The 20,161-nt window shown below is 48.6% G+C and carries 19 protein-coding genes; 10 read left to right on the top strand and 9 right to left on the bottom strand.

Translation table 11 applies throughout. The features are described from left to right. A partial coding sequence (gene recD, locus ACLR2L_RS10735; protein WP_413368116.1) for an exodeoxyribonuclease V subunit alpha occupies positions 1-1,872 on the top strand: 1,872 nt, incomplete at its 5' end. A 14-nt stretch (positions 1,873-1,886) separates the two neighbouring features. Here the strand turns inward: recD and ACLR2L_RS10730 are convergent. Both ACLR2L_RS10730 and ACLR2L_RS10725 read right to left on the bottom strand, forming a co-directional pair. Beyond that, positions 1,887-2,915: a hypothetical protein gene (locus ACLR2L_RS10730; RefSeq protein ID WP_413368114.1), complete on the bottom strand. Its 1,029-nt coding sequence runs from the start codon at positions 2,913-2,915 to the stop codon at positions 1,887-1,889. A gap of 2 nt (positions 2,916-2,917) precedes the next feature. Beyond that, complete coding sequence (locus ACLR2L_RS10725) at positions 2,918-4,378, bottom strand: hypothetical protein (protein WP_413368112.1); 1,461 nt, start codon at positions 4,376-4,378, stop codon at positions 2,918-2,920. 337 nt (positions 4,379-4,715) lie between these two features. Here ACLR2L_RS10725 and ACLR2L_RS10720 point away from each other — a divergent pair, with 337 nt between their 5' ends. Beyond that, on the top strand, positions 4,716-7,070 hold the full coding sequence (locus ACLR2L_RS10720; protein ID WP_413368118.1) for a zinc-dependent metalloprotease: 2,355 nt from the start codon (positions 4,716-4,718) through the stop codon (positions 7,068-7,070). A gap of 46 nt (positions 7,071-7,116) precedes the next feature. Here ACLR2L_RS10720 and ACLR2L_RS10715 read toward each other — a convergent pair whose 3' ends face one another. Beyond that, positions 7,117-8,247: a succinylglutamate desuccinylase/aspartoacylase family protein gene (locus ACLR2L_RS10715; protein ID WP_413368110.1), complete on the bottom strand. Its 1,131-nt coding sequence runs from the start codon at positions 8,245-8,247 to the stop codon at positions 7,117-7,119. A 3-nt stretch (positions 8,248-8,250) separates the two neighbouring features. Then, the gene (locus ACLR2L_RS10710) at positions 8,251-9,021 is read right to left on the bottom strand and encodes a HesA/MoeB/ThiF family protein (RefSeq protein ID WP_413368108.1); all 771 of its coding nucleotides are present in this window, start codon (positions 9,019-9,021) and stop codon (positions 8,251-8,253) included. A gap of 84 nt (positions 9,022-9,105) precedes the next feature. On the opposite strand from ACLR2L_RS10710, the gene moaB reads away from it, so the two are divergent. Genes moaB through ACLR2L_RS10675 form a run of 7 tightly spaced genes read left to right on the top strand, consistent with a single transcriptional unit; the run spans position 9,106 to position 13,280 of the window. After that, positions 9,106-9,615 carry a molybdenum cofactor biosynthesis protein B gene (moaB, locus tag ACLR2L_RS10705; RefSeq protein ID WP_140956702.1) on the top strand — a complete coding sequence of 170 codons (510 nt, stop codon included), beginning with the start codon at positions 9,106-9,108 and terminating at the stop codon, positions 9,613-9,615. Beyond that, a complete protein-coding gene (gene moaC / locus ACLR2L_RS10700) occupies positions 9,615-10,094 on the top strand; it encodes a cyclic pyranopterin monophosphate synthase MoaC (protein ID WP_413368106.1) in 480 nt (159 codons plus the stop codon). Before moaB ends, moaC begins: the two co-directional genes overlap by 1 nt. Next, positions 10,081-10,326 (top strand): molybdopterin converting factor subunit 1, encoded by a 246-nt coding sequence (gene moaD / locus ACLR2L_RS10695; protein WP_413368104.1) that lies wholly within the window; start codon positions 10,081-10,083, stop codon positions 10,324-10,326. Before moaC ends, moaD begins: the two co-directional genes overlap by 14 nt. A 2-nt stretch (positions 10,327-10,328) precedes the next feature. Beyond that, positions 10,329-10,811 (top strand): molybdenum cofactor biosynthesis protein MoaE, encoded by a 483-nt coding sequence (locus ACLR2L_RS10690; RefSeq protein ID WP_413368102.1) that lies wholly within the window; start codon positions 10,329-10,331, stop codon positions 10,809-10,811. Beyond that, positions 10,802-11,572 (top strand): molybdate ABC transporter substrate-binding protein, encoded by a 771-nt coding sequence (modA, locus tag ACLR2L_RS10685; RefSeq protein WP_413368100.1) that lies wholly within the window; start codon positions 10,802-10,804, stop codon positions 11,570-11,572. Before ACLR2L_RS10690 ends, modA begins: the two co-directional genes overlap by 10 nt. Beyond that, a complete protein-coding gene (modB, locus tag ACLR2L_RS10680; protein ID WP_413368098.1) occupies positions 11,572-12,246 on the top strand; it encodes a molybdate ABC transporter permease subunit in 675 nt (224 codons plus the stop codon). Before modA ends, modB begins: the two co-directional genes overlap by 1 nt. Beyond that, positions 12,243-13,280 (top strand): ATP-binding cassette domain-containing protein, encoded by a 1,038-nt coding sequence (locus ACLR2L_RS10675; protein ID WP_413368096.1) that lies wholly within the window; start codon positions 12,243-12,245, stop codon positions 13,278-13,280. The genes modB and ACLR2L_RS10675 overlap by 4 nt, the downstream gene beginning before the upstream one ends. Here the strand turns inward: ACLR2L_RS10675 and hemN are convergent. The 4 genes from hemN to ACLR2L_RS10655 all read right to left on the bottom strand — a co-directional run bounded on the left by hemN (position 13,277) and on the right by ACLR2L_RS10655 (position 18,385). Then, positions 13,277-14,650, bottom strand: a complete 1,374-nt coding sequence (gene hemN, locus ACLR2L_RS10670) for an oxygen-independent coproporphyrinogen III oxidase (protein WP_413368094.1) — start codon at positions 14,648-14,650, stop codon at positions 13,277-13,279. The genes ACLR2L_RS10675 and hemN overlap by 4 nt on opposite strands. 101 nt (positions 14,651-14,751) lie before the next feature. Continuing rightward, a complete protein-coding gene (locus tag ACLR2L_RS10665) occupies positions 14,752-17,310 on the bottom strand; it encodes a TonB-dependent receptor (RefSeq protein WP_413368092.1) in 2,559 nt (852 codons plus the stop codon). Positions 17,311-17,478: 168 nt separating this feature from the next. Further along, positions 17,479-17,748, bottom strand: coding sequence for a hypothetical protein (locus tag ACLR2L_RS10660; protein ID WP_140956710.1), 270 nt, complete (start codon positions 17,746-17,748; stop codon positions 17,479-17,481). 241 nt (positions 17,749-17,989) lie between these two features. Then, positions 17,990-18,385 carry a DUF3718 domain-containing protein gene (locus ACLR2L_RS10655; RefSeq protein ID WP_413368090.1) on the bottom strand — a complete coding sequence of 132 codons (396 nt, stop codon included), beginning with the start codon at positions 18,383-18,385 and terminating at the stop codon, positions 17,990-17,992. A gap of 445 nt (positions 18,386-18,830) precedes the next feature. On the opposite strand from ACLR2L_RS10655, the gene ACLR2L_RS10650 reads away from it, so the two are divergent. Continuing rightward, complete coding sequence (locus ACLR2L_RS10650) at positions 18,831-19,799, top strand: GGDEF domain-containing protein (RefSeq protein ID WP_413368088.1); 969 nt, start codon at positions 18,831-18,833, stop codon at positions 19,797-19,799. Between the two features lie 136 nt (positions 19,800-19,935). Here ACLR2L_RS10650 and ACLR2L_RS10645 read toward each other — a convergent pair. Continuing rightward, the coding region (locus tag ACLR2L_RS10645) for a DUF3718 domain-containing protein (RefSeq protein ID WP_413368086.1) at positions 19,936-20,161 on the bottom strand (226 nt) is incomplete at its 5' end.

Below are 20,161 nucleotides of genomic sequence, written 5' to 3'. Positions count from 1 at the left end.
GCGCTGGCCGACATCGAAGCCATTGATCATTACTTTGCGCAAACCTTGTGTGATTTGTTGAAAAACGACGCTGCCTGGCCAACAACCGAGCTGACATCGGCTTTTCATTTGTTGCTTGCATTAAGCGTGAGTCAACGTCAGGGAAACGCTTGTTTATTACTGGACGATATTGCTGATCAAACATTGTTTGATATACCCGACAAAACCGGTTCAGGCTGGCACTTTGCGTGTTTACCTGCATTACTTGAGATAGCCCAATCGTTGGCTCAGTCACCTGTGTTACACGGTAAACTGCACCTGCTCGAACACCGTTTATACAGCGCGCGCTACTGGCAATTTGAGCAGGACATAAAAGCGGGGATTGAAGCCAGGCTGTTACCCGTGCCATTGGATGACACGCAGTATCAGCGGGTTGCTGCGTTGTGGCCTGCGTTATTCAACACACAGTCTGTTGCTGAGCAGGACTGGCAACAAGTCGCCACTGCGCTCAGCGTGAATCAGCGATTTGCGATTATCTCCGGTGGGCCAGGCACAGGAAAAACCTACACCATTGCACGGTTGCTCATGGCCATGCAAGCGGCTTGGGATGGTAAGTTGTCTATTATGCTTACAGCGCCAACGGGCAAAGCGGCACAGCGCTTGTCTGAATCGATTGATTTAGCACTGAGTACCTTTATGGGTAATGAGCCATTAGCACGATTAGGCGATAAAATTCGCCAGCAAGCGATGACCTTACACCGTTTACTGGGCATGCCGCGTTGGGGGATTCACTGCCGGGCAAACGCCGACCGACCATTGAATGCAGATGTGGTGGTAGTGGATGAAAGCTCCATGATTGATTTGGCACTGATGGCACGGTTGTTCCGGGCCCTGGGGCCAGATACCCGCATTATTTTAGTGGGCGATCCGAATCAGCTACCGTCTGTTGAAGCGGGTAATGTGCTGGGTGATATCCTTGCGGCCATGAACAAAAGTGCCTGCGACTCTGTGTCAGTAAGTGCGGCGGCGCAATTTGCCAGATTGTGTCCTCACTTGCCAGCATTGGCTAACACCGACAAGCTGGATGAGCCAGACTGCCATTTTACCCTGATAAACGCACAGCGATTTGGTGGAGATTTGGCCGATGCCGCCAGTGCAATCTCTGCCGGTGATACGCACACTTTAGTGAGTAGCCTGGAAAGCGTGAAATCAAAAGCTGTGGCCGACATTGAAGGGGTGGCTATGTGCGAACCTCAGGCACTGGAAAAGCAGTTTGCCCAAACGGCGAAAGCGTGCTTTGACCCGATAAATCAGGCTGGCAGTTTGAGTGATGCCATTAAAGCCCTGCTCAATGTGCGATGGTTAACGCCATTCCGACAAGGCGAGTTTGGCGCGATTGCACTTAATGAGCGCATCGAAACCCTGATGTCTCCTTCGGGCACGGCCGGGCAGTTTTACCGCGGAAAGCCCATTATGGTGGTAGAAAATCACTATAGTATGCGGTTGTTTAATGGCGATGTTGGCATTGTATGGCCTGCTGCAAATGGCCAGCTGAAAGCCTGGTTTACAGCAGACAACGGCACGTTTCGCGCAGTGCCACTTACCCGGTTACCCCGATTTGAAACCGTGTATGCCATGACCATTCACAAGTCCCAGGGATCGGAATTTGCCCAGCTATTACTTTGCTTACCTGAATCACCCTCAAAACAGGCGGCGGCAATGTGTACCCGAGAATTGGTGTATACCGGCCTCACACGAGCCAAGCGAGGCTGTGTTCTTGTAACTACACCCGAAACGTTGCGCACTGCGGTTGCTTTGCAACAACGTCGCAAAACCGGGATGAAGCAAGCGCTAGCGCCCTTGTTTCAAGGTGCGTCATCGGGTAATTCTTGATAGTGTAACGCCAGTTAGTCGGCTTCGATGAAGTAAAGTAAACAGTCGCTTTTGGCGATGTCACTGCGTGTGGTGACCATAAAAAACTTGAGCGGTTTTGTAACGGTGAGCTGGTTATTGTCAGCACTGAAATAATGTTCTACCAGTTCGCCGCGCTGATGACCTCCCAGACGGAAATGTTCGAGTTTTGCATGGTCAACCCAGCCCAGAATGTCACCCGGTTGTGTGGTACCAAAATTGCGTTGTTCGATATCCTGGCGAATGGTGATACTGGCACCGAATACCGGCCTCTCGGCAAAGGCCAGTGACGCTTCCTTATGTATTTCCAAACGTCGGGGTTGCCCCAACACTTCAATGTGCTGGCGCTGGGTAAACACATTTTCTTCACTCAGATACGATTTTAAACCCTCATAAGCATTGATATGCGCAATGTCATCCTGTGCACCTCCTGCTTCAATAGTGACGACCGGGCAGCAAAAAGGCACTTCCATAACAGCACCCAGCTCAATGTCGGTGTGAATAAACCAGCGGGTGAAGTGAGACGCAAGCGCCTGATGTTTTGCGGTAAGCCTGCGGCTGACACTGAATGCAGGACCACTGCCTGAAGTGTTGTGCAGATCTATGATGGCTTCGGGCGCGAGATCGACCAGATAATCGATAACCTGCTTGGCAAGATGTCCGTCTTCATCACTGTAGGGTGGCTTGAAACAGCGATTGATGTCTTTGTGTTGCGGCAGTGCCCGGTATCGATATCCGGGAGCTTCCAGCGCAGCAAGCACAGATACGACGAAGAAAGTGGTATCCGCAAATGGCTGAAACTTCTCCTGAAGCAATTTGTACAATGCCAGAAAGCCCGATGGCTCATTGCCATGTAACAGGGTGATCACGGCGCGGCGCTGTCGCGTTTTTCCTTTTATTCTGATAATTGCAGGGCCTTGCAGCGCCTGTAAAAACTGGAAGCTTGTCGCGGGTAAGCTTATCTCATCAGCGTTAAGTAGCTGAAATCCTGGTAGCGTGGGGGTGACAATATGCGCAAATCCCATGATTACTCCCAACAGGCAACAGGTTGCCCATCCTGGCTTAGTTGATAGTAGCGCCGACACAGTTCAGGCAACACATGATGCGGTGCAACACTGGCAGTCAATCGATTGAATGTATCCAATTGCCAACTGGCACCTGTCTGTCTTGCCGCCAGGCGATGCTCAATAATGTTCATATAGCGATCCCGTTCTTCCCGGCTCACCCCTGCCAGTGCCAGTCCGTCATCAGCAACGGGCAATAAATCGGTAATAACATCGGTAACCCGGTGTTCTGACAAGGTGGTTTGGTGTTTGCCAGGCCAGATAACCCTGGCATTGAGTCCATATTGCGCACAACGGTAAAAGTTGTACTCGGCATTCCGAAATGGCAAACGTTGCAGGTAACTCTCGCAATCGTAAGACAGCGATTCAACCAAACCCACTTGCAGGGCAGCGTTAGCAAGCTTATCGTCAATCGTCGGACCCGCTGGCAGGCTGCGATATTCAATTCTTACATGACCATTTTCACCGGGCTGCAGAATGGCCCGGTTCCAGCTCCAAACTGTTCCATGGTGCAATAGCAATTCACCAAATTGGTTATCGGTATTATTCATTCGTTCTGCGGTGACGGGCAGAATGGGGGGATAGAGTGCAACACTTTCGGTTAAGCATTCTGCAATACCCTGGCGTAACCAGCCGTTGCCAAAATTAACCCGGGAAGGCGGTCGCCAGCGGCCACTAAAGTGGTCGCGGTAATCAATGGATTGTTTAAACAGTGCAATGCGGGTTTCCTGCCAGAGTCGCTTGCCCATAAAAAACGGCGAATTACCTGCCAGTGCCAGCACCAGTGGCGAGGTTAATTGCGCAGCATTGTAACACTGCGTAAAGCGACTTACTGGCACCCGATGGTGGAATTGAAATGAGGTATTTGCCCCTTCCAGCGTCACTTCTTCACAACGGATTTTTATTGTGTCCAGGCCATGTATATCGATGTTGAACGGGCCATTGTTTAGTGCTTTCAGTGCATTAGATAATGCTTTATATCTGGGCCGGTTTGTCAGGAAATCCTGGGTAAGGTGTTGCGCCGATAACGTGGGTAAGATGCCAATAGCAACCGCATGACCATCGTATAAACTGGCGGCCTGATCAATGGCTCTGGTTGCATGCCTTAACTGCGCGGCCAGTTGAGAGAAAGGAGCTTCGCTGGCAACAACCGGCTCGAGATTATATTCAATATTGTATTGGTTCAGCTCATCCTGAAGTCCATTTACCCGGGCTTTACTCAACACTGATTCGTTCAGTGCCGCAGGCATGAAGTGCCGATCGATGAGATACATTTCGAGCTCGGCACCGAAGCTGACCACCGGTTGGTCATAGCAAGGACGAAGCAGTTCCTGATCCACCGACGATAACTGACTGTGTAAGCGCTCATGAAAGAGCGTATTCTGTGCTTCGGTGACATGGTGTTGTTGAAACTGTAAGCCCATTTTCGCATCGAATGTAACGATTTTGTAATGTTTGCCAGAGTACTCAGTGAACGCGCGGAACGTCTTGATACAGATCAAGCGTGTTTTTAGTTAGCGATTAATCAAAAGGGCTGCTGACAACGGCGCGATCTGGATCAAGATTTTCGAATCGCTATACAGTTTCATCGGCTTAGTTGGTCGATTTGTCACTTGAGCATGGTGTTACCCGGTAAATTTGGGTAAGTTGGAACAAAAATCAGCCTGCAATTTGCAGTGCGTCATAACAATCACACATTCATGGGAAACGGTTCGGGAGAATATTGTGCGCACGCTCTTCTTTGTATTTTGCGCTCTTTTAATGAGCAACGTAGCGTTAGCTGCAACCAGCATTACATCATTTACCCAATCCATGCAAAAGCAGGATGGGTTTATACCCCTTTATTACAATCCTGCAGATGACAAAGTGTATCTGCAAATCAGCGCGCTGAATGAGCCATTGTTGTTTCAGTCGAGTTTGCCCCACGGCGTAGGATCAAACGACATCGGCCTGGATCGTGGCCAGTTAGGCGCAACACGCCTGGTTCAGTTTGAGCGTTACGGCAACAAACTATTGCTTAAACAACTGAATACCGACTACCGCGCCAGCGCTGATAATCCAGCCGAGAAAGCCAGCATCGATGAAGCGTTTGCCGATTCGGTTATTGCGGGCTTTGTGATTCAGGCTGAAAGCGACGGCGCCGTGCTAATTGACTACACCGAACAATTGTTCAGCGATATTCACGGCATTGCCGAGCGATTAAAAAAAGCCAATCAGGGGACGTTTAAAAACGATGCAAAACGCAGTGGTGTGTATTTACCACGCACCAAGGTATTTGCTCAAAATACCGAACTTGAAGCACTGGTAACTTTTGGCGGACAGGGCACAGGTGCTTATTTGCAGCAAGTAACGCCAGATGCTGATTCGGTTACCGTGCATTTGCATCACTCATTTGTTGCGTTGCCAGATGAAGGTTACAAACCGCGTGCCTTCCATCCGTTTTCAGGCTATTGGAAACACGCTTACCAGGACTATTCTGCACCCATTACTGAGCCGATGGAGCAGGCGTTTATTCGTCGTCACCGTCTGGCAAAGAAAGATCCGACTGCCGCCGTAAGCGAACCGGTTGAACCGATTGTTTATTATCTTGATCCTGGCATTCCTGAGCCAGTGATGAGTGCATTGCGCGAAGGCGCAAGCTGGTGGAATCAGGCATTTGAAGCCATCGGATATAAAGATGCGTTTCAGGTAAAAGTGTTACCCGAAGGCGCGGATCCGATGGATGTTCGTTATAACGTGATCAACTGGGTGCATCGTGCGACTCGGGGGTGGTCTTATGGCTCGTCAGTGGTTGATCCGCGTACCGGTGAAATTATCAAAGGGCACGTCACATTGGGTTCGCTGCGTGTTCGTCAGGACTTTTTGATCGCGCTGGGGTTAACCAGTCCCTTTACGGAAACGGGGGGCGATATTTCTGCACAACGCGACATGGCGTTGGCGCGCATTCGTCAGCTTTCGGCACACGAAGTGGGTCATACCTTAGGCATTGCACATAACTTTGCCGCCAGTGAAAACGGCCGTGAATCAGTGATGGACTATCCACATCCTACGATCACCCTGAATGGCGATGTTATTTCGCTGGATGATGCCTATGACGTGGGCATGGGGGCCTGGGATGATTACGTGATTGCCTACGGATACCAGGATTTTGCCGAAGAAACTGATGAAGCGTCTGCATTACAGGCGCTGGTGAGTCAGGCTCGTACAGCAGGGCTTAAGTATAAATCTGACGAGGACGTGCGCGCATCACATCATGGCTCAACCGATGGTCATCTGTGGGACAACGGTGCAGATCCGATTGCAGAGTTTGATCATCTGCTTAAGGTTCGTGGCATTGCGTTGAATAAAATGGGGCTCAACACTCTGCCGGCAGGCGCAAGTTTGTCGTCGCTGGAAAATGCATTGGTGCCGGTTTACCTGCTTCACCGATATCAGCTTGAGGCAGTTGCAAAACAAGTAGGTGGCATTGAGTATGATTACGAAAATAAGGGGGACAATGCCAGTCCGAAAGGCATAAAATTTGTGTCGGCGAGTACGCAGAATAATGCCATGATTCGGTTGGTAGACGCTTCTGCACCAGAGATGCTGACGCTGCCGAAATCCATTATTAAATTACTGCCACCGCCTACCTTTGCCGAAGCGCAAACCCGCGAACAATTTACCGGCAGAATGGGGCGGGTGTTTGATCCGGTTAGTGCAGCCGAAAGCGCGGCAGCCTTTAGTTTGTCTTTGCTATTACACCCTGAGCGCCTGAATCGGCTGGCATATCAACACAGTTTGCAAGCAAGTATTCCGGCCGTGGACGACGTGGTGAGAAAAATACTGTCGGTGCATTTTTATCGCAAAAAGGATGTAAAAGACAACCTCACCAAACGCCTGCAAATGGTAGCGGTTCAGTCTATTGTGCAAGCGTTACTGGCTGAGGATACGGCACCGGAAGTGAAGCTTGCGGTCACTGCAGAATTAATGACGCTAACTGAATGGCTCGAAGATGAAGATGAAGATGATGTGGCGCATTACCGCGCGCTGGAGCATTACTTAAATCGATTCTGGGATACCGGAGAGTGGTCGATGGCCTTTAAACCTCTTCCATTGCCACCGGGGTCGCCAATTTAAACACGTACAAAAACGCCGCTTTAAATGAGCGGCGTTTTCTGCGAATTTACGCCTTTTCAGTTAGCGTAAAATAGTTGGTGAAGCACTTATAAAGTTGCGTGCCGCTTAACACAGATGCCGACGGGAAGTGCAGCATTGGAATGAGATCACAAGGGGCTGTGATATCAAAACTGCCTTTTTCGTTATCCAGTTCGTCAATATTGAGCACCTTTGCCAGAATATCGCCTTGCTTTACGTGCTGCCCGGGCCTGGCACAATACTGCACCATGCCTCCCCACTGGGTATACAGAATTTTATAGTCGCTTAAGTTTACCCCTACGCGGTTCATATTGGCGGGCTGCAATTGGCTTTCCGGTAATACCCCTTTGGCAGTTAAATAACTCAGAATACTGGTGGCATCGATTTCGCCCTCGTCGAAGTCAATCACTTCCTGACTGCCCATTTCCAGTGTAAATGCCTCCACGCCAAAATCTACCTGACGTTTATCGCGCTCGTTCAGCAACGTGGTTAATGTCCACCAGGGGCAGAATGTGGCTTCGTCCAACGCGCCTGCAAACACATTAGGAATAAAAATACAGTGCGGAAAATTAAACAGTGTTGCACTGGCTTTGGCGTAGTCAGGAACATAAATATGACGGGTAGACACCGGGCCATTATGTAAATCCAGCACGTAATCGGCGTCTACGGCCATTTGCTGTAAGCGCAAATTGAGTTGCTGAGCCAGTCCCAGCCCCCATGGGCTGGCAAGCTTGTTCGCTATGGCTTTACGCCAGTGCTCGCGAAAGCGTTGCTTAACTGACGCAACAGATTCTTCAGACGTTACGGTGTTGGCAAACGCTGTCACTTCGTTGGCATCGTAGTAGTAACCGCGATTCCAGTTTGTGCCGTTAACCGGGTCAAATCGACCCAGCGTATATTCCCCCGCCTTTATGTTTGTACCTACAGGGTTACAATTTGGCACCAGAATGATTTCGCCACTGATTGGCATGTTTTGCAGCCATTGTATCAAATGGTAAATCACCACATTGCCTTGTACTTCCGCACCGTGTATCGAACTTTGAATATACACTTTCGGACCGGGGCGTATCCCTTTGATATGATACACCGGCACATTCATGGCCCGGCCAGAGGCATTTTGTGCCACCCGTATGTGCGACTTACTCACTGTATTAATCATAGTTTATCGGATCTCTTTGTGGCTGGCCTGGCATACCGGGCAACCCTGATAAGCGGGAATAGTAAATTGATTCCACTGCATATTAAGGCCATCATAGGTATGTAACAAGCCCGCACGGGTGGGGGATTTATCAAGTAAGTGCAACAATGCGATATGGGCTTGTTGCAGACCAATCAGGTTAACTACCGGAGAGAAAATACCGGCTTCGGTGCACGACAATTCAGTTGGCTGAATGAGCTGGCTTAAGCAGCCGTAACACGCACTATCCTGCACAGGGTCGACCAGCATGATCTGACCTTCAAAACGAATCGCCGCCCCGGTTACCAATGGAATATTGTGCTTGTAGCAACGGGCATTAATACTATTTCGGCTTGCCAGGTTGTCGGTACAGTCAAGTACAATATCATGTGCTGGTACGAGCTCATCCAACAACATATCGTCTGCCATTTGCGCAATCGTGTGGATAACGCAATCCGGATTGATTGCATGTAGTCTGTCACGGGCGGCATGGACTTTTTGCATCCCCACCTGTTGATTGCTGAATAAACACTGACGAGGCAGGTTGGTCACTTCGACTATGTCGCCATCAACCAGTGTGAGCTGGCCAATGCCGCTGCTGCAAAGGTGTTGCACTGCAGCGCAGCCCAATCCGCCTGTGCCAAGCACCAATACCCGCGCGTGTTGCCACCGCTCCCGACCTTGCAGGTCGATTTGCGGTAGCACAATTTGCCGGTTATAGCGCAAAGCCTGGGCATAACGGAGTGGTTTTGGCATAGTTAGCACTTTGATAGCGTTACAATAAAGCGCATAATGTACCAAATTTGACAGTCCCGTCGCAGCAGAATTTTAAGGACGTTTATGACTACCGAAGCGCTACCCGTTAATATTGCCATTCTCACTGTTTCTGATACCCGTACGCTTGATACCGATACATCAGGCCAGTACCTGCAACAGGCAGTGGAAGCGGATGGCCATAACGTAGTCGCCAGAGAACTGGTTGCTGATGATATTTACCGGCAACGTGCTGTCGTTTCAGCATGGATTGCCGATCCGGCCGTTGAAGCTGTATTGGTAACAGGGGGAACGGGATTTACCGGCCGGGATTCGACACCAGAAGCACTGCGCGTGTTGTTTGATAAGGACGTTGATGGCTTTGGCGAATTGTTTCGCTATTTAAGTTATCAGGAAATCGGTACTTCTACCGTGCAGTCAAGAGCCATCGCCGGTTTCGCCAATCGCACTGTTATTTTCTGTTTACCCGGTTCTACCGGCGCGTGTCGCACCGCCTGGGAAGGCATTATACAATCGCAACTCAATAGTACCCATCGCCCTTGTAATTTTGTTGGTCACCTGAAAGGCACCATGTAATGGGCTTGTCGCATGTTAACCGACAGGGCGAAGCCAATATGGTGGATGTCAGCGAAAAAGCGGTAACCGCCAGAGAGGCGATTGCCCAGGGTACCTTGTTGTTGTCACAGGAGGCTTTTGCCGAGGTAAGCGAAAATCGCGCGGCAAAAGGCGATGTATTGGCCGCCGCGCGTATTGCCGGTATTCAGGGGGCAAAACAATGTGCGAATTTAATTCCGCTGTGCCATCCGTTGGCGCTCAGTAAAGTGGATATTACCTTTGAATTTGACGAGGTTACCCCGAGCATTGTAGTGCAGTGCCGTTGTAAATTAAAAGGTCAGACCGGCGTGGAAATGGAGGCACTCACTGGTGTAAATATTGCGCTTCTAACCTTGTTTGATATGTGCAAAGCGGTAGACCCTAATATGATCATGACCGGCATTCACGTGCTGGAAAAGCGCGGCGGTAAAACCGGAGACTGGCAACATGGTAACGGTTAAATTTTTCGCTCAGGTACGCGAAATAGCGGGGGTGGATAGTCTCACCACTTCTTTACCTCAGCCGTCCACTATTGCGGCGTTGCGCACTCAATTAATGCAACAGTCCGCGGCGCTGAATGACGCTCTGCAGGGCAATGTGTTAATGGCGCACAATCAAACGCTCTGTAACGGCGAAACGAAACTTAATGAACACGATGAAGTGGCTTTCTTTCCGCCCGTCACCGGAGGTTAGTGGTGTTTGCCCGGGTACAGACAAACGATTTCTCTCAGCAAGCGCTTTACGATGAATTATGCGGTGGTGCTGTGTCACAAGGCGCGGGAGCCATCGTCACATTCACCGGTTTGGTTCGCGATTTTAACGCACAGGGCGGGATCCAGGGCATTGAGCTGGAGTATTATCCTGGTATGACCGAATCGGCACTCAACGCGCTGTTAACAAAAGCCAGCCAACGTTTTGATATTGTTGATGCTGGCATCATTCATCGCGTGGGCAAACTGGCGAATCACGCGCAGATTGTATGGGTAGGTACGGCATCACAGCATCGTGAGCAGGCGTTTTTAGCGGCAACCTTTATAATGGATATGTTAAAGCAGTCCGTGCCTATCTGGAAAAAAGAGTGGCAGGGTGATCAGGCTACCTGGGTGGTAGCTAAAACCAATGACGACAAAGCAGCAATGCGCTGGCTTAGTGAAAATCAGGATAATGCATGCGACTGAGCATTACCGGGTTGCTGATTGGATTGGTGTGTCTGTTGTTTGTTACACAGGCTAAACCCCAAACTCAGGCTGTTACGCTTAATGTGGCTGTGGCGGCAAACTTTGCTCATCCGTTAACGATTATTGCAGATAGTTATTTCGCAAAAACTGGCCACCGCATTCACATTACGGTGGGTTCCAGTGGTGCTTTGTTTGCGCAAATTGTGCATGGAGCGCCTTTTGACGTGTTTTTGTCTGCCGATGCTAAACGGCCTGAAACGCTGGTTGAACAAGGGCTGGCCGAGTTTAACGATGTTGTAACGTATGCTCGGGGGCAGCTGGCTTTGATTGGGGCAGGCGAAAGCGGCCTAAACGCTTTGCAAGAAGCTTCTGATTCAACACGCATTGCAATAGCCGATCCGCGACTTGCCCCTTATGGCCTTGCCGCACAGCAATTTTTAACGGGAATGGGCCTTTGGGAGCACATGGGTAGCCGGTTAATACGAGGCAGTAATATTCAGCAAACACTGCAATTCTGGCAGACCGGCAATGTACAGTTGGCGTTGATTGCGGCCTCCCAGTGTGTAAGTTACCAACTCTCCTGCGTTATGATTGAGGCAGAAAAATATACTGAAATTATTCAAAAACTCAGTGTGGTAGGGCGTTCTCATAACAAAGACATTGCCCGTGATTTTGTATCCTACTTGCTGTCGCACGAAGTGCAGCAACAGTTGTCGAAAATGGGATATTTACCAGTAAGCTCCACCGGAGAGTCGCGCTAATGGATATTCAGGCCATCTGGTTAACTGCAAAACTGGCATTTGTGACTACCCTTATTCTGATGGTCGTAGCCGTACCTATGGCCTGGCGGCTGAGCCGGTGGCAGGGTGCAGGAAAAGCGCTGGTTCAGGCTATTATCGCTTTACCACTGGTACTGCCTCCCACTGTGTTGGGGTTTTATTTACTCATCGCTTTTTCACCCAATAACGCCTTTGGGCAAGGATGGCTGGCGCTGTTTGGTTCACCGCTGGCGTTTACTTTTGAAGCATTGGTGATTGGATCGGTGCTGTATTCTTTGCCTTTCGCCGTACAGCCTTTGCATGCAGGCTTTACTCAACTCCAACCAGCCTTGTTAGAAACCGCGGCTATGCTCAATGTTCCATCAACCGCTCGATGGCGTTACATTATCCTGCCGGCCATGCTTCCCCATGCGCTTATCGCCGCTGGCTTGAGTTTTGCGCATACCATAGGCGAGTTTGGCGTGGTGTTAATGATAGGCGGCAATATTCCCGGCGAGACCCGCGTTGCCTCTATTGCTCTGTTTGATCACGTTGAAGCGTTAGATTATACGCAGGCTCATCAATTAGCCGCAGTGCTGCTCGTGGTGTCATTACTGCTGCTTATTGCGTTGTATTGGCGTCAGGGCAAGGGAGGCGCACAATGGCGTGCCATGTGAGTATTGAACGCGGTGACTTCCGGCTTAAGGTAACGCTATCACTGTCGAACAGTGTGCGTTGGTTAGGTATTGTGGGGCCGTCTGGTGCGGGCAAATCCACACTCATGCGCAGTCTGGCCGGATTGGAGCAATCAGCCCAAATAACAGGCTTTACTGATTGGGCTGCATCAACGGATGGCAAATCCGTTAAAACCGTATTGGTGTCATCTCAGACCCCTTTGTTTCCTGCGTTATCGGTATCCGGTAACTTAGCACTGGTTGCACGCAGTAATCAGGTTAATTCTGCAGAACTACGCCAGATTATTCAGGATTTCGAATGTCACTCGCTGCTAAACAAAACCGTAAAAGCGTTATCGGGCGGTGAAGCCCAGCGAGTTGCCATTGCCCGTGCGTTACTGGCCAGGCCGTCGGTATTGTTGTTAGATGAAAGCACCAGCGCAATGGATACACAACTGCGCGCGCGTGTATTATCAGCCTTGCAACAGCATACTCAGCACTCCCGCAAAGTGATATGGGTTAGTCATGACTGGCAGGACATTGCCCGTTATTGTGATGAGGTAGCCGTGATTCAGCATGGGCAGCAGGTGCTTCAGGATGCGCCCGCATCGGCGCTGAGCAGGGCAGGTGCTAACCAGTCAGTTAACGGGCTAACGGGTAGCATTTTGCAAGGGCCGGTTGTTGAAAAAGAAGCAGACTTTTTGGTGTTTTCCATTGGTAAACACAAGGTAGTAACCCGGGCAATGGAGAACCCTGGTGACCGCGCTACATTGCTGGTGGATGCCCGGCATGTACTGATCTCAAAAGTACCACTTGCTCCTGCACAGGTTGGCTATGTAAATCGATTGCAGGTATCGGTATCCGGTATTGCAACCGACCAACATACCGGCCTGCAACAACTCACCTTGCAATGTGAAGATCAGGTTTTGTATTCGTTGTTGGAAGCCCCTGCTGCCCGGCAACTGTCTATTGCACCGGGCGAGGCCGTGTATGCCTACTTTGGCGCAGGCTCATTGCCTGCCAGCCAGAATAGTTAAATGACTCTTGAGTAGCGTTGTTGGTGCAGTTTACCTGCCAAATAGGCATCGAAACTCATACTGATGATGCGTATCAGCAATCTGGCTTTGGGGTCAACATCAATTGACGTTGCACTTACCGATACCAGTTCATCCTGAATGAACGGCGTGAGTTTATCAATGGACTCTGCAAAGTAGGGGTAAAAATCAATGTCCCATTTTTCCTCAATGTCGGCAATACTGACCTGCAGGTTACACATCAGCGCCATGATCACATCGCGGCGGATCATGTCGTCACGGCTAAGCTGAGTGCCCTTAACAACCACAGAGGTACCCGCGTCCAATGCCGCGTAATATTCGTTGAGCGCTTTAGGATTTTGCCCGTACATGTCGTAAATTGCTGATATCGATGACACGCCAAGACCAAGCATGTCCAGCTCGCCCAGTGTGGTGTAGCCCTGAAAATTTCGGTGTAGCTCACCGCGTTGTTGCGCGATGGCCAATTCGTCATTCTGTTTGGCAAAATGGTCCATGCCGATCAGTGCATAACCAGTCTGAGTGAGGCTGGTCATAGCCAGTTTCATCAGGGCAAGTTTTGTTTGTGCGCTGGGCAACCATTCCTCTTTTATTTTCCGTTGTGCGGCGAAGCGGTCTGGCAAATGCGCATAACTAAATAATGAAATTCGCTCGGGATCCATGGCCTTCACTGCGGCCAGGGTAGTTTTAAAAGTTTGCTCGGTTTGATGAGGCAAGCCGTAGATTAGATCTAAATTTACTGAATCGAAACCGGTTTCGCGGGCGTGGGATACCAGTTCTGCAATATGTGAGGTACTTTGAATACGATTAATCGCCTGCTGAACATCAAAGTTGATATCCTGTACGCCAATGCTCAGGCGTTTGTATCCCAGGTTTGCCAGGCCAGTCAGGTATTGTTTGTCTACGTGACGCGGATCAATTTCAATACTGCATTCGGCATTGGCTTTGAAATCAAAAGCCTGCTTTAACATGGTAATAAGGCGCGTGTGTTGTTCAATCGAGAAGAAGCTCGGTGAGCCCCCGCCCAGGTGTAATTGGCCTACTTTGTAGTGTTTGAAAGCCTTTTGCCTGAGCGCAATTTCTTTTGCCAGGTAATCCAGATAACGGTCGGCTTTGTCGGCATGCCGGGTGACGATTTTATTGCAGCCACAGTAGTAACAAAGTTGATGGCAAAACGGGATATGTACATAAAGCGATAAATCCCGCGTGGGGCTATCGGTAGCCGCTGCCACCAGACTGGTGTCGTTTACTTCGTTGTTGAATTCCAGAGCAGTAGGGTAGGAGGTATAGCGAGGACCGTTTAAGTTGTATTTATTGAGTAAGGCAGGGTCAAAAAAGTCAGGTGTTTGGATCATAGCTGGCTCAGGTCTCATTAAGGTGCAATTCGGGTAATGAGATAAGCCTACCTGACTGGCTGAGATCTTCCTTGATCTCGTTCAATAAAATGTTGTATGGCTTAAAACTGCGTTCGCAGTGTGACGCCATAGGTGCGTGGCATACCAGGATAAGCCATGATTTTGCCGGTTTGTACCGGTACATCAAACCCATTTTTTGCAACGTATTGGGTATCGAACAGATTCTTACTCCACAGAATAATCTGACTTTGCCACTCTGGCAGATCCCACATCCAGCTGGCATTTACGATATCAAAATCGCCAACATGTTTAAACGGATCGGCCGTGTCATCAAGAAACAGATCGCCGGTATACTGGTAGTCGACGCGAAGGGTAGTAGGCAGGTTAAATATATCTGCATACTGCTCGACACCCAGGGTATAACGGGTTTGCGGCTCAAAACCAACCCGGTCGCCAGCTCGCGAACAATAAGGATCGGTAGGGTGCTGCCTGCCTGGGTCGTCAATACCTGTGTGCCAGCTGTACGCCACCCAGCAAGTACCGTTTTCAAACTCGTCAAAGTGTGCCAGTGTGCGGGCAAAATTCAGAGTTACTTGTGTAGAATCCAGCGGCAGCCAGGTGATATCCAATTCCAGTCCTTTGGTTTCTATTGTCCCTGCGTTTTGCAGATTAAAACCGGTGCCGGTAAAGGTGGAAGCCTGAAAATCTTCGATGTCGGTGCGATGAACAGCCAGATTTACACGTAAATCGTGCTGCGGAAAATCCTGTTTCACACCCAGCTCAAAAGCGTTGGATTTCTCTGGTAAGAACACAGGATCAAAGCCCGGCGCGATACGGTCGGTGTTGATACCGCCAGATTTAAATCCATTGCCCCAGGATGCATAGAACAACTGGTTACTGTTGGGCTGATAACTCAGTTTTACCGTGCCACTGGTGTTGTTATACGACAACGCTTCCTGCATAGGCGGGCGGGGGAGCACTGAAGCCGTATTCAGAAAGTAAAACCCCCATCCGGCAGTTTGAAACGGGGCAATGGCTGCCAGTGAGGCGGCATCAGGCAGCGAGCCAGTGCTGAGTGCTGCTCCAATTGCGGCCAAAGCCGGGCCTGCTGCAAATGGGTTGGGGAAATCTGCCGGGTTCATGGAAAGCCCGTCAATGCCCGGTCCTGTTTCGGTATACTGGCCGTCTAAAGACTTGTTTTCATGGGTAAACCGAATGCCTGTTGTAAGTGTCCACTGGGGTAAAAATTGCCAGTCAGATTGTGCAAATAAGGCAATACTGTCCTGATCCTGATTGGCGGTATGATAAAACGCTGTTCCGCCGGGGGTTGCAGGTGCGGCAGGCGCAATAAACCCACCAGATAACACGCTTAGCGTGTTTAATCCGTCTACCAGTGGCTGCAATTCACTGGCGCTTACATTAAAGAAAGTTGGAAAGTCACTGCCTATTTGATTAGTAAAGGCTAAGTTTAGCGATTGGTGGAAGAAAAATGCGCCCACAATTGCGTTGAAATCCGTTTGTTGATAATGAAGCCTCAGTTCCTGGGATACTGCTTGCTGGGTAGCGTCATTGGTGGTTGACAACAGGCTGACATCGCTGAAGTCTGTGTCGGTATTGTCAAAGCTATCAAACTGACGGTACGCCGTTACGGACACCAGGGTTAATGTATCATTGAGTTGCCAGTCAAGCTGGGCTGACAAGCCCTTATCCTGCATGGCTGATCGAGGTGATGTGGATAATGCGGTCTGATAATTAAAGTATTGTTCACGAGTAAAAATACTCCCCCCAAGCAATGGGGACGACAAAATAGCATCAGTACCGAATTTTCCGGCAACATCGCTAGCCTGCAAATTGCCCCGCCAGGTTAGCGCTGCGCAGCAGCGTTCGTCTAATTCTGCATAGTCTGCAATCACTCTTACGGAAATATCCTGCGATGGGGTGAACAGTGCCTGTAGTCTGATCCCTGAGCGATCACGGTTGTTCAGCTCGGCGTCAGGATGAGCAGTGTCTTCTACCCAGCCATCGCGTTGTGAACTAAATCCACTGATACGAAACGCCAGGATGTCATCGATTGCAGTAAATGACGCTGCGCCACTCAGATTAAGCGTATTGTAATTACCCGCACTGAGCTGGAAAAAACCGCTGTTGTCGAAATCTGGTGCCTGAGTATTAATCACTACGGCGCCTGACGGGGTATTTTTCCCGAATAAACTGCCTTGAGGGCCACGCAGGATCTCTACTGTGCTAATGTCGGTAAGGTCGTTGATCACGGAGTTTTGACGAGCGCGGTATACGCCATCTACATACAGACCCACTGAGGACTCAAAGCCAAAATTTTGAGACGAGGTACCTATGCCCCGAATGGCAAACGCGCTATTGGTTGCACTCTGGCTTTGGAAAGCAGAAAGCGTAGGCACACCGCGCTCAATATCATAAATATCGAAAACCGCTTTTTCTGCCAGCACAGTACCATTTAATGCTGTAACGGCAACAGGCACTTCCTGGAGGTTTTGAGTTCGTTTTTGTGCACTTACTTCAATGATTTCCAGTTTGGGAGGCTCTTCTGACTGTGCTATCGCAGAAAACGCAAGTGATGATAAGGGTACAGATGCAATTACACTGCGAAGTAGTAAAGGAGAGAGTGGCCGGGCTTTGGTCATTGTGAGTTCCTGTCATTACCCTGATACAGCAAAGTAGGCGCAGTTTAACGCAATTTTTTAACAATTGAAGTGTTGGCAAGTGATAAATGAGATTGAATCAGTCTAAGAAAATGGGTGCAGAAAGCAAAAAACGGGCAAGGATGCCCGTTCTTTTGATGTAGAAAACGTCTAGCGAAGCTGGGTTAATGCTGGCAAATGCAGTGTGCGTGCTTCAACAACGTTATTAAAATGACTAACCGTTGAAGACTGACTTGTTTGCGCATGCATAATTAGCTGGCGAACAGGTAAACCATCATTGTCCTGTCTGGCCTTCTTTGCCACTTGTACCTTGCTTAGTGTACTTCCTTCAGTTGATTTAGTAGCTTGTTCGTCAGCAGTTACGAACGGCGCTACACTGATAAAGCAAAAAGCAGTAATGTATTTCATCATGGTTTTCATCTCAGACACCCCCACATGTTCTGTAAATTCATTAAAACCCATCTCGTTGTGACAGGGTAGGTTGGGTCTCATACATGCGTATTTTTTTTAATACGTAAATTTAGGGCTGATACAATTTCATACTTTTATAGATGTTTAGTATGTCAAAAAGAAAAGGCGCACTAGGCGCCTTATCTGCAAGGCGTTTCCGCCTCGCTACCATGTTGACTGGTGTCATGAACACATGGTGTCACGAAATCTCTTACAGACGTTCTGTTAAAGCCTGAGCAACGGCGTGGTCTTGCAAACCGTTTTCGTTAATCCAGGCTTGCAGTGTTTTGCCATCTTTTTCCGGCTCTTGCAGGTCACGGCTTGGCATTTTCTTCACCAGCAGCGTACCAACTTCTACTGAATCATTTGAGATTGCAGTGCGTATTAAGCTTTGGCCGTTACATGAAATACCAGTGTAGTAATCATGCAGTTTCATGCGGTAATCTGATTCAACAGAGCGCATTTTTTTGCGCAGTTCGCCTTTGTCGTCGGCACTTACGATAGTGCAGATGTTAGCCAGGGCTTCGTTTACATCAGCTTGTGCAGTCGCAGATACACCAAGGCTAGCAGTAACAATCAGGGCAGCAGTTTTAGCAAATTTCAACATGGGTCAATCCTCGTTAGATGTTTTATTTATTTACGTAGCAGTTCGTTTGTTTGTTGAGTGTATTAAAGCGCACGAAATTGGATGAAAAAACAGCAGGTGCCATACATGGGTATTCTGTATTATACGTTTTTGCGAATGGACGAGGGCGGGCATATCTGCGGGAATCTACATTATTCTGTTTAATGTCTTTAAAATACATATAGTTAAAGTAGATTTTAGGTTGGGTTGTTTTGCGTTTTGTCTTTTCAAATACAGTTTTTTTATACGTGGAAAAAATGCTTTATTTGTTAGTTTTTTGTGTTTTTATTTAAATGCGCCCGCTGTATCGCATTTATTTTGGGTTTTTTGGCGAAAAGATTGACTTAAAATTTGACGATTATTTACGGCTCAACAATGCTTACTAAACAGGCCAACACTGTTTATAAGTGAAGAAACTGAAGTTCCTATGAGTTTTGAGCAATTACAGACCGCTTTTGCATTGTCGTCGAGGCTGATTGAATCAAAAACCTTCCACGATTTAAACGTCGCCCTTATCACCTTGTTAATGGAAATTGACAACATTAAGGACGTGTCTTCTTATGAAATTCTGGGTAAGAGACATACCGGAAACGAAACCAGTGAGCGATTAATAAGGAAAGTTCCGATATCATTGGACGAAAACGTTAAAGATGAATATCAGTCTGTTGTGCAATTCGTGTTCAGAGAGGGGAGCGCGGGTGTTGAAAAACACACTATTAATGACCTGCCTTTTATTTGTATTTACGTAAACAAAGATGAGCCGCCGGAAAAGCTGGTGCTGATCCAGGGAATGGTAAACGACTACGAGTTTGAGATCATCAAAGGGCTTGCGAGTATATACGAGCATCAGATTAACCTTTTTGATGTAAAAGAGCGGGATCTGCTCACCAAACTGCACAACCGGCAAACCTTTGTTACCACCCTGGAACAGGTGCTTGATTTCTATCGGCGCAATATGCCATCAGAACGCAGTTCATTTCTTGCCATCCTGGATATTGATCATTTTAAACAAGTTAACGACAGGTTTGGGCACTTGCAAGGGGATGAAGTGTTAATTCATTTTGCCAATTTAATGCGAAAGTCGTTTCGGCATGCTGATTTTCTGTTCAGGTATGGCGGCGAAGAATTTGTAGTTATTATTAATCAAACAGACATTCAGGCTGCGTTGTCACTGTTAGACAGTTTTCGTTTGCGTGTCCAGCAATACGATTTTCCTTCGGGCAATATTACGGTCAGCATTGGCGTAACGGCGATAAACCCGATAACGCCGATCCCTTCGATCATTGAAATTGCGGATGAAGCACTGTATCTGGCAAAAAATAATGGTAGAAATCGTATAGAGGTAATGGACAGAAGTACAAAGCAAATCTTCAGCAGCGATATTGAGTTGTTTTAGTTATTCGGCATGTTAGTTTGTGAAAGGTTGAAAAAATAAAGGCGCCGTAAGGCGCCTTTTAATGCAGGGGACTGCTAAACCTCCCTGCAACCATGTTGAAATGGTGACATGGCTATCATGTGATTGTTTCTGTCGCTTATAAGCGCTCTAGCAGTGCTGCAGTGATCGCGTGTCCATCGTGACCATTTTCAGTGATCCACGCTTGCAGTGTTTTACCATCTTTCTCTGGCTCCTGAAGTTCCTTGCTAGGCATTTTCTTCACCAGCAAAGTACCAACCTCAACAGCGTTATTCTCAATCGCAGTGCGAATTAAGCTTTGACCGTTACAAGAAATGCCCGCGTAGTAGTCGTGCAGTTTCAGG

This window comes from Alteromonas sp. AMM-1 (assembly GCF_047290655.1).
Classification (GTDB): Bacteria; Pseudomonadota; Gammaproteobacteria; order Enterobacterales; family Alteromonadaceae; genus Alteromonas; species Alteromonas mangrovi.
The sequence above is the reverse complement of the archived record's forward strand: the minus strand, read 5'-3'. Positions and strand labels throughout refer to the sequence as shown.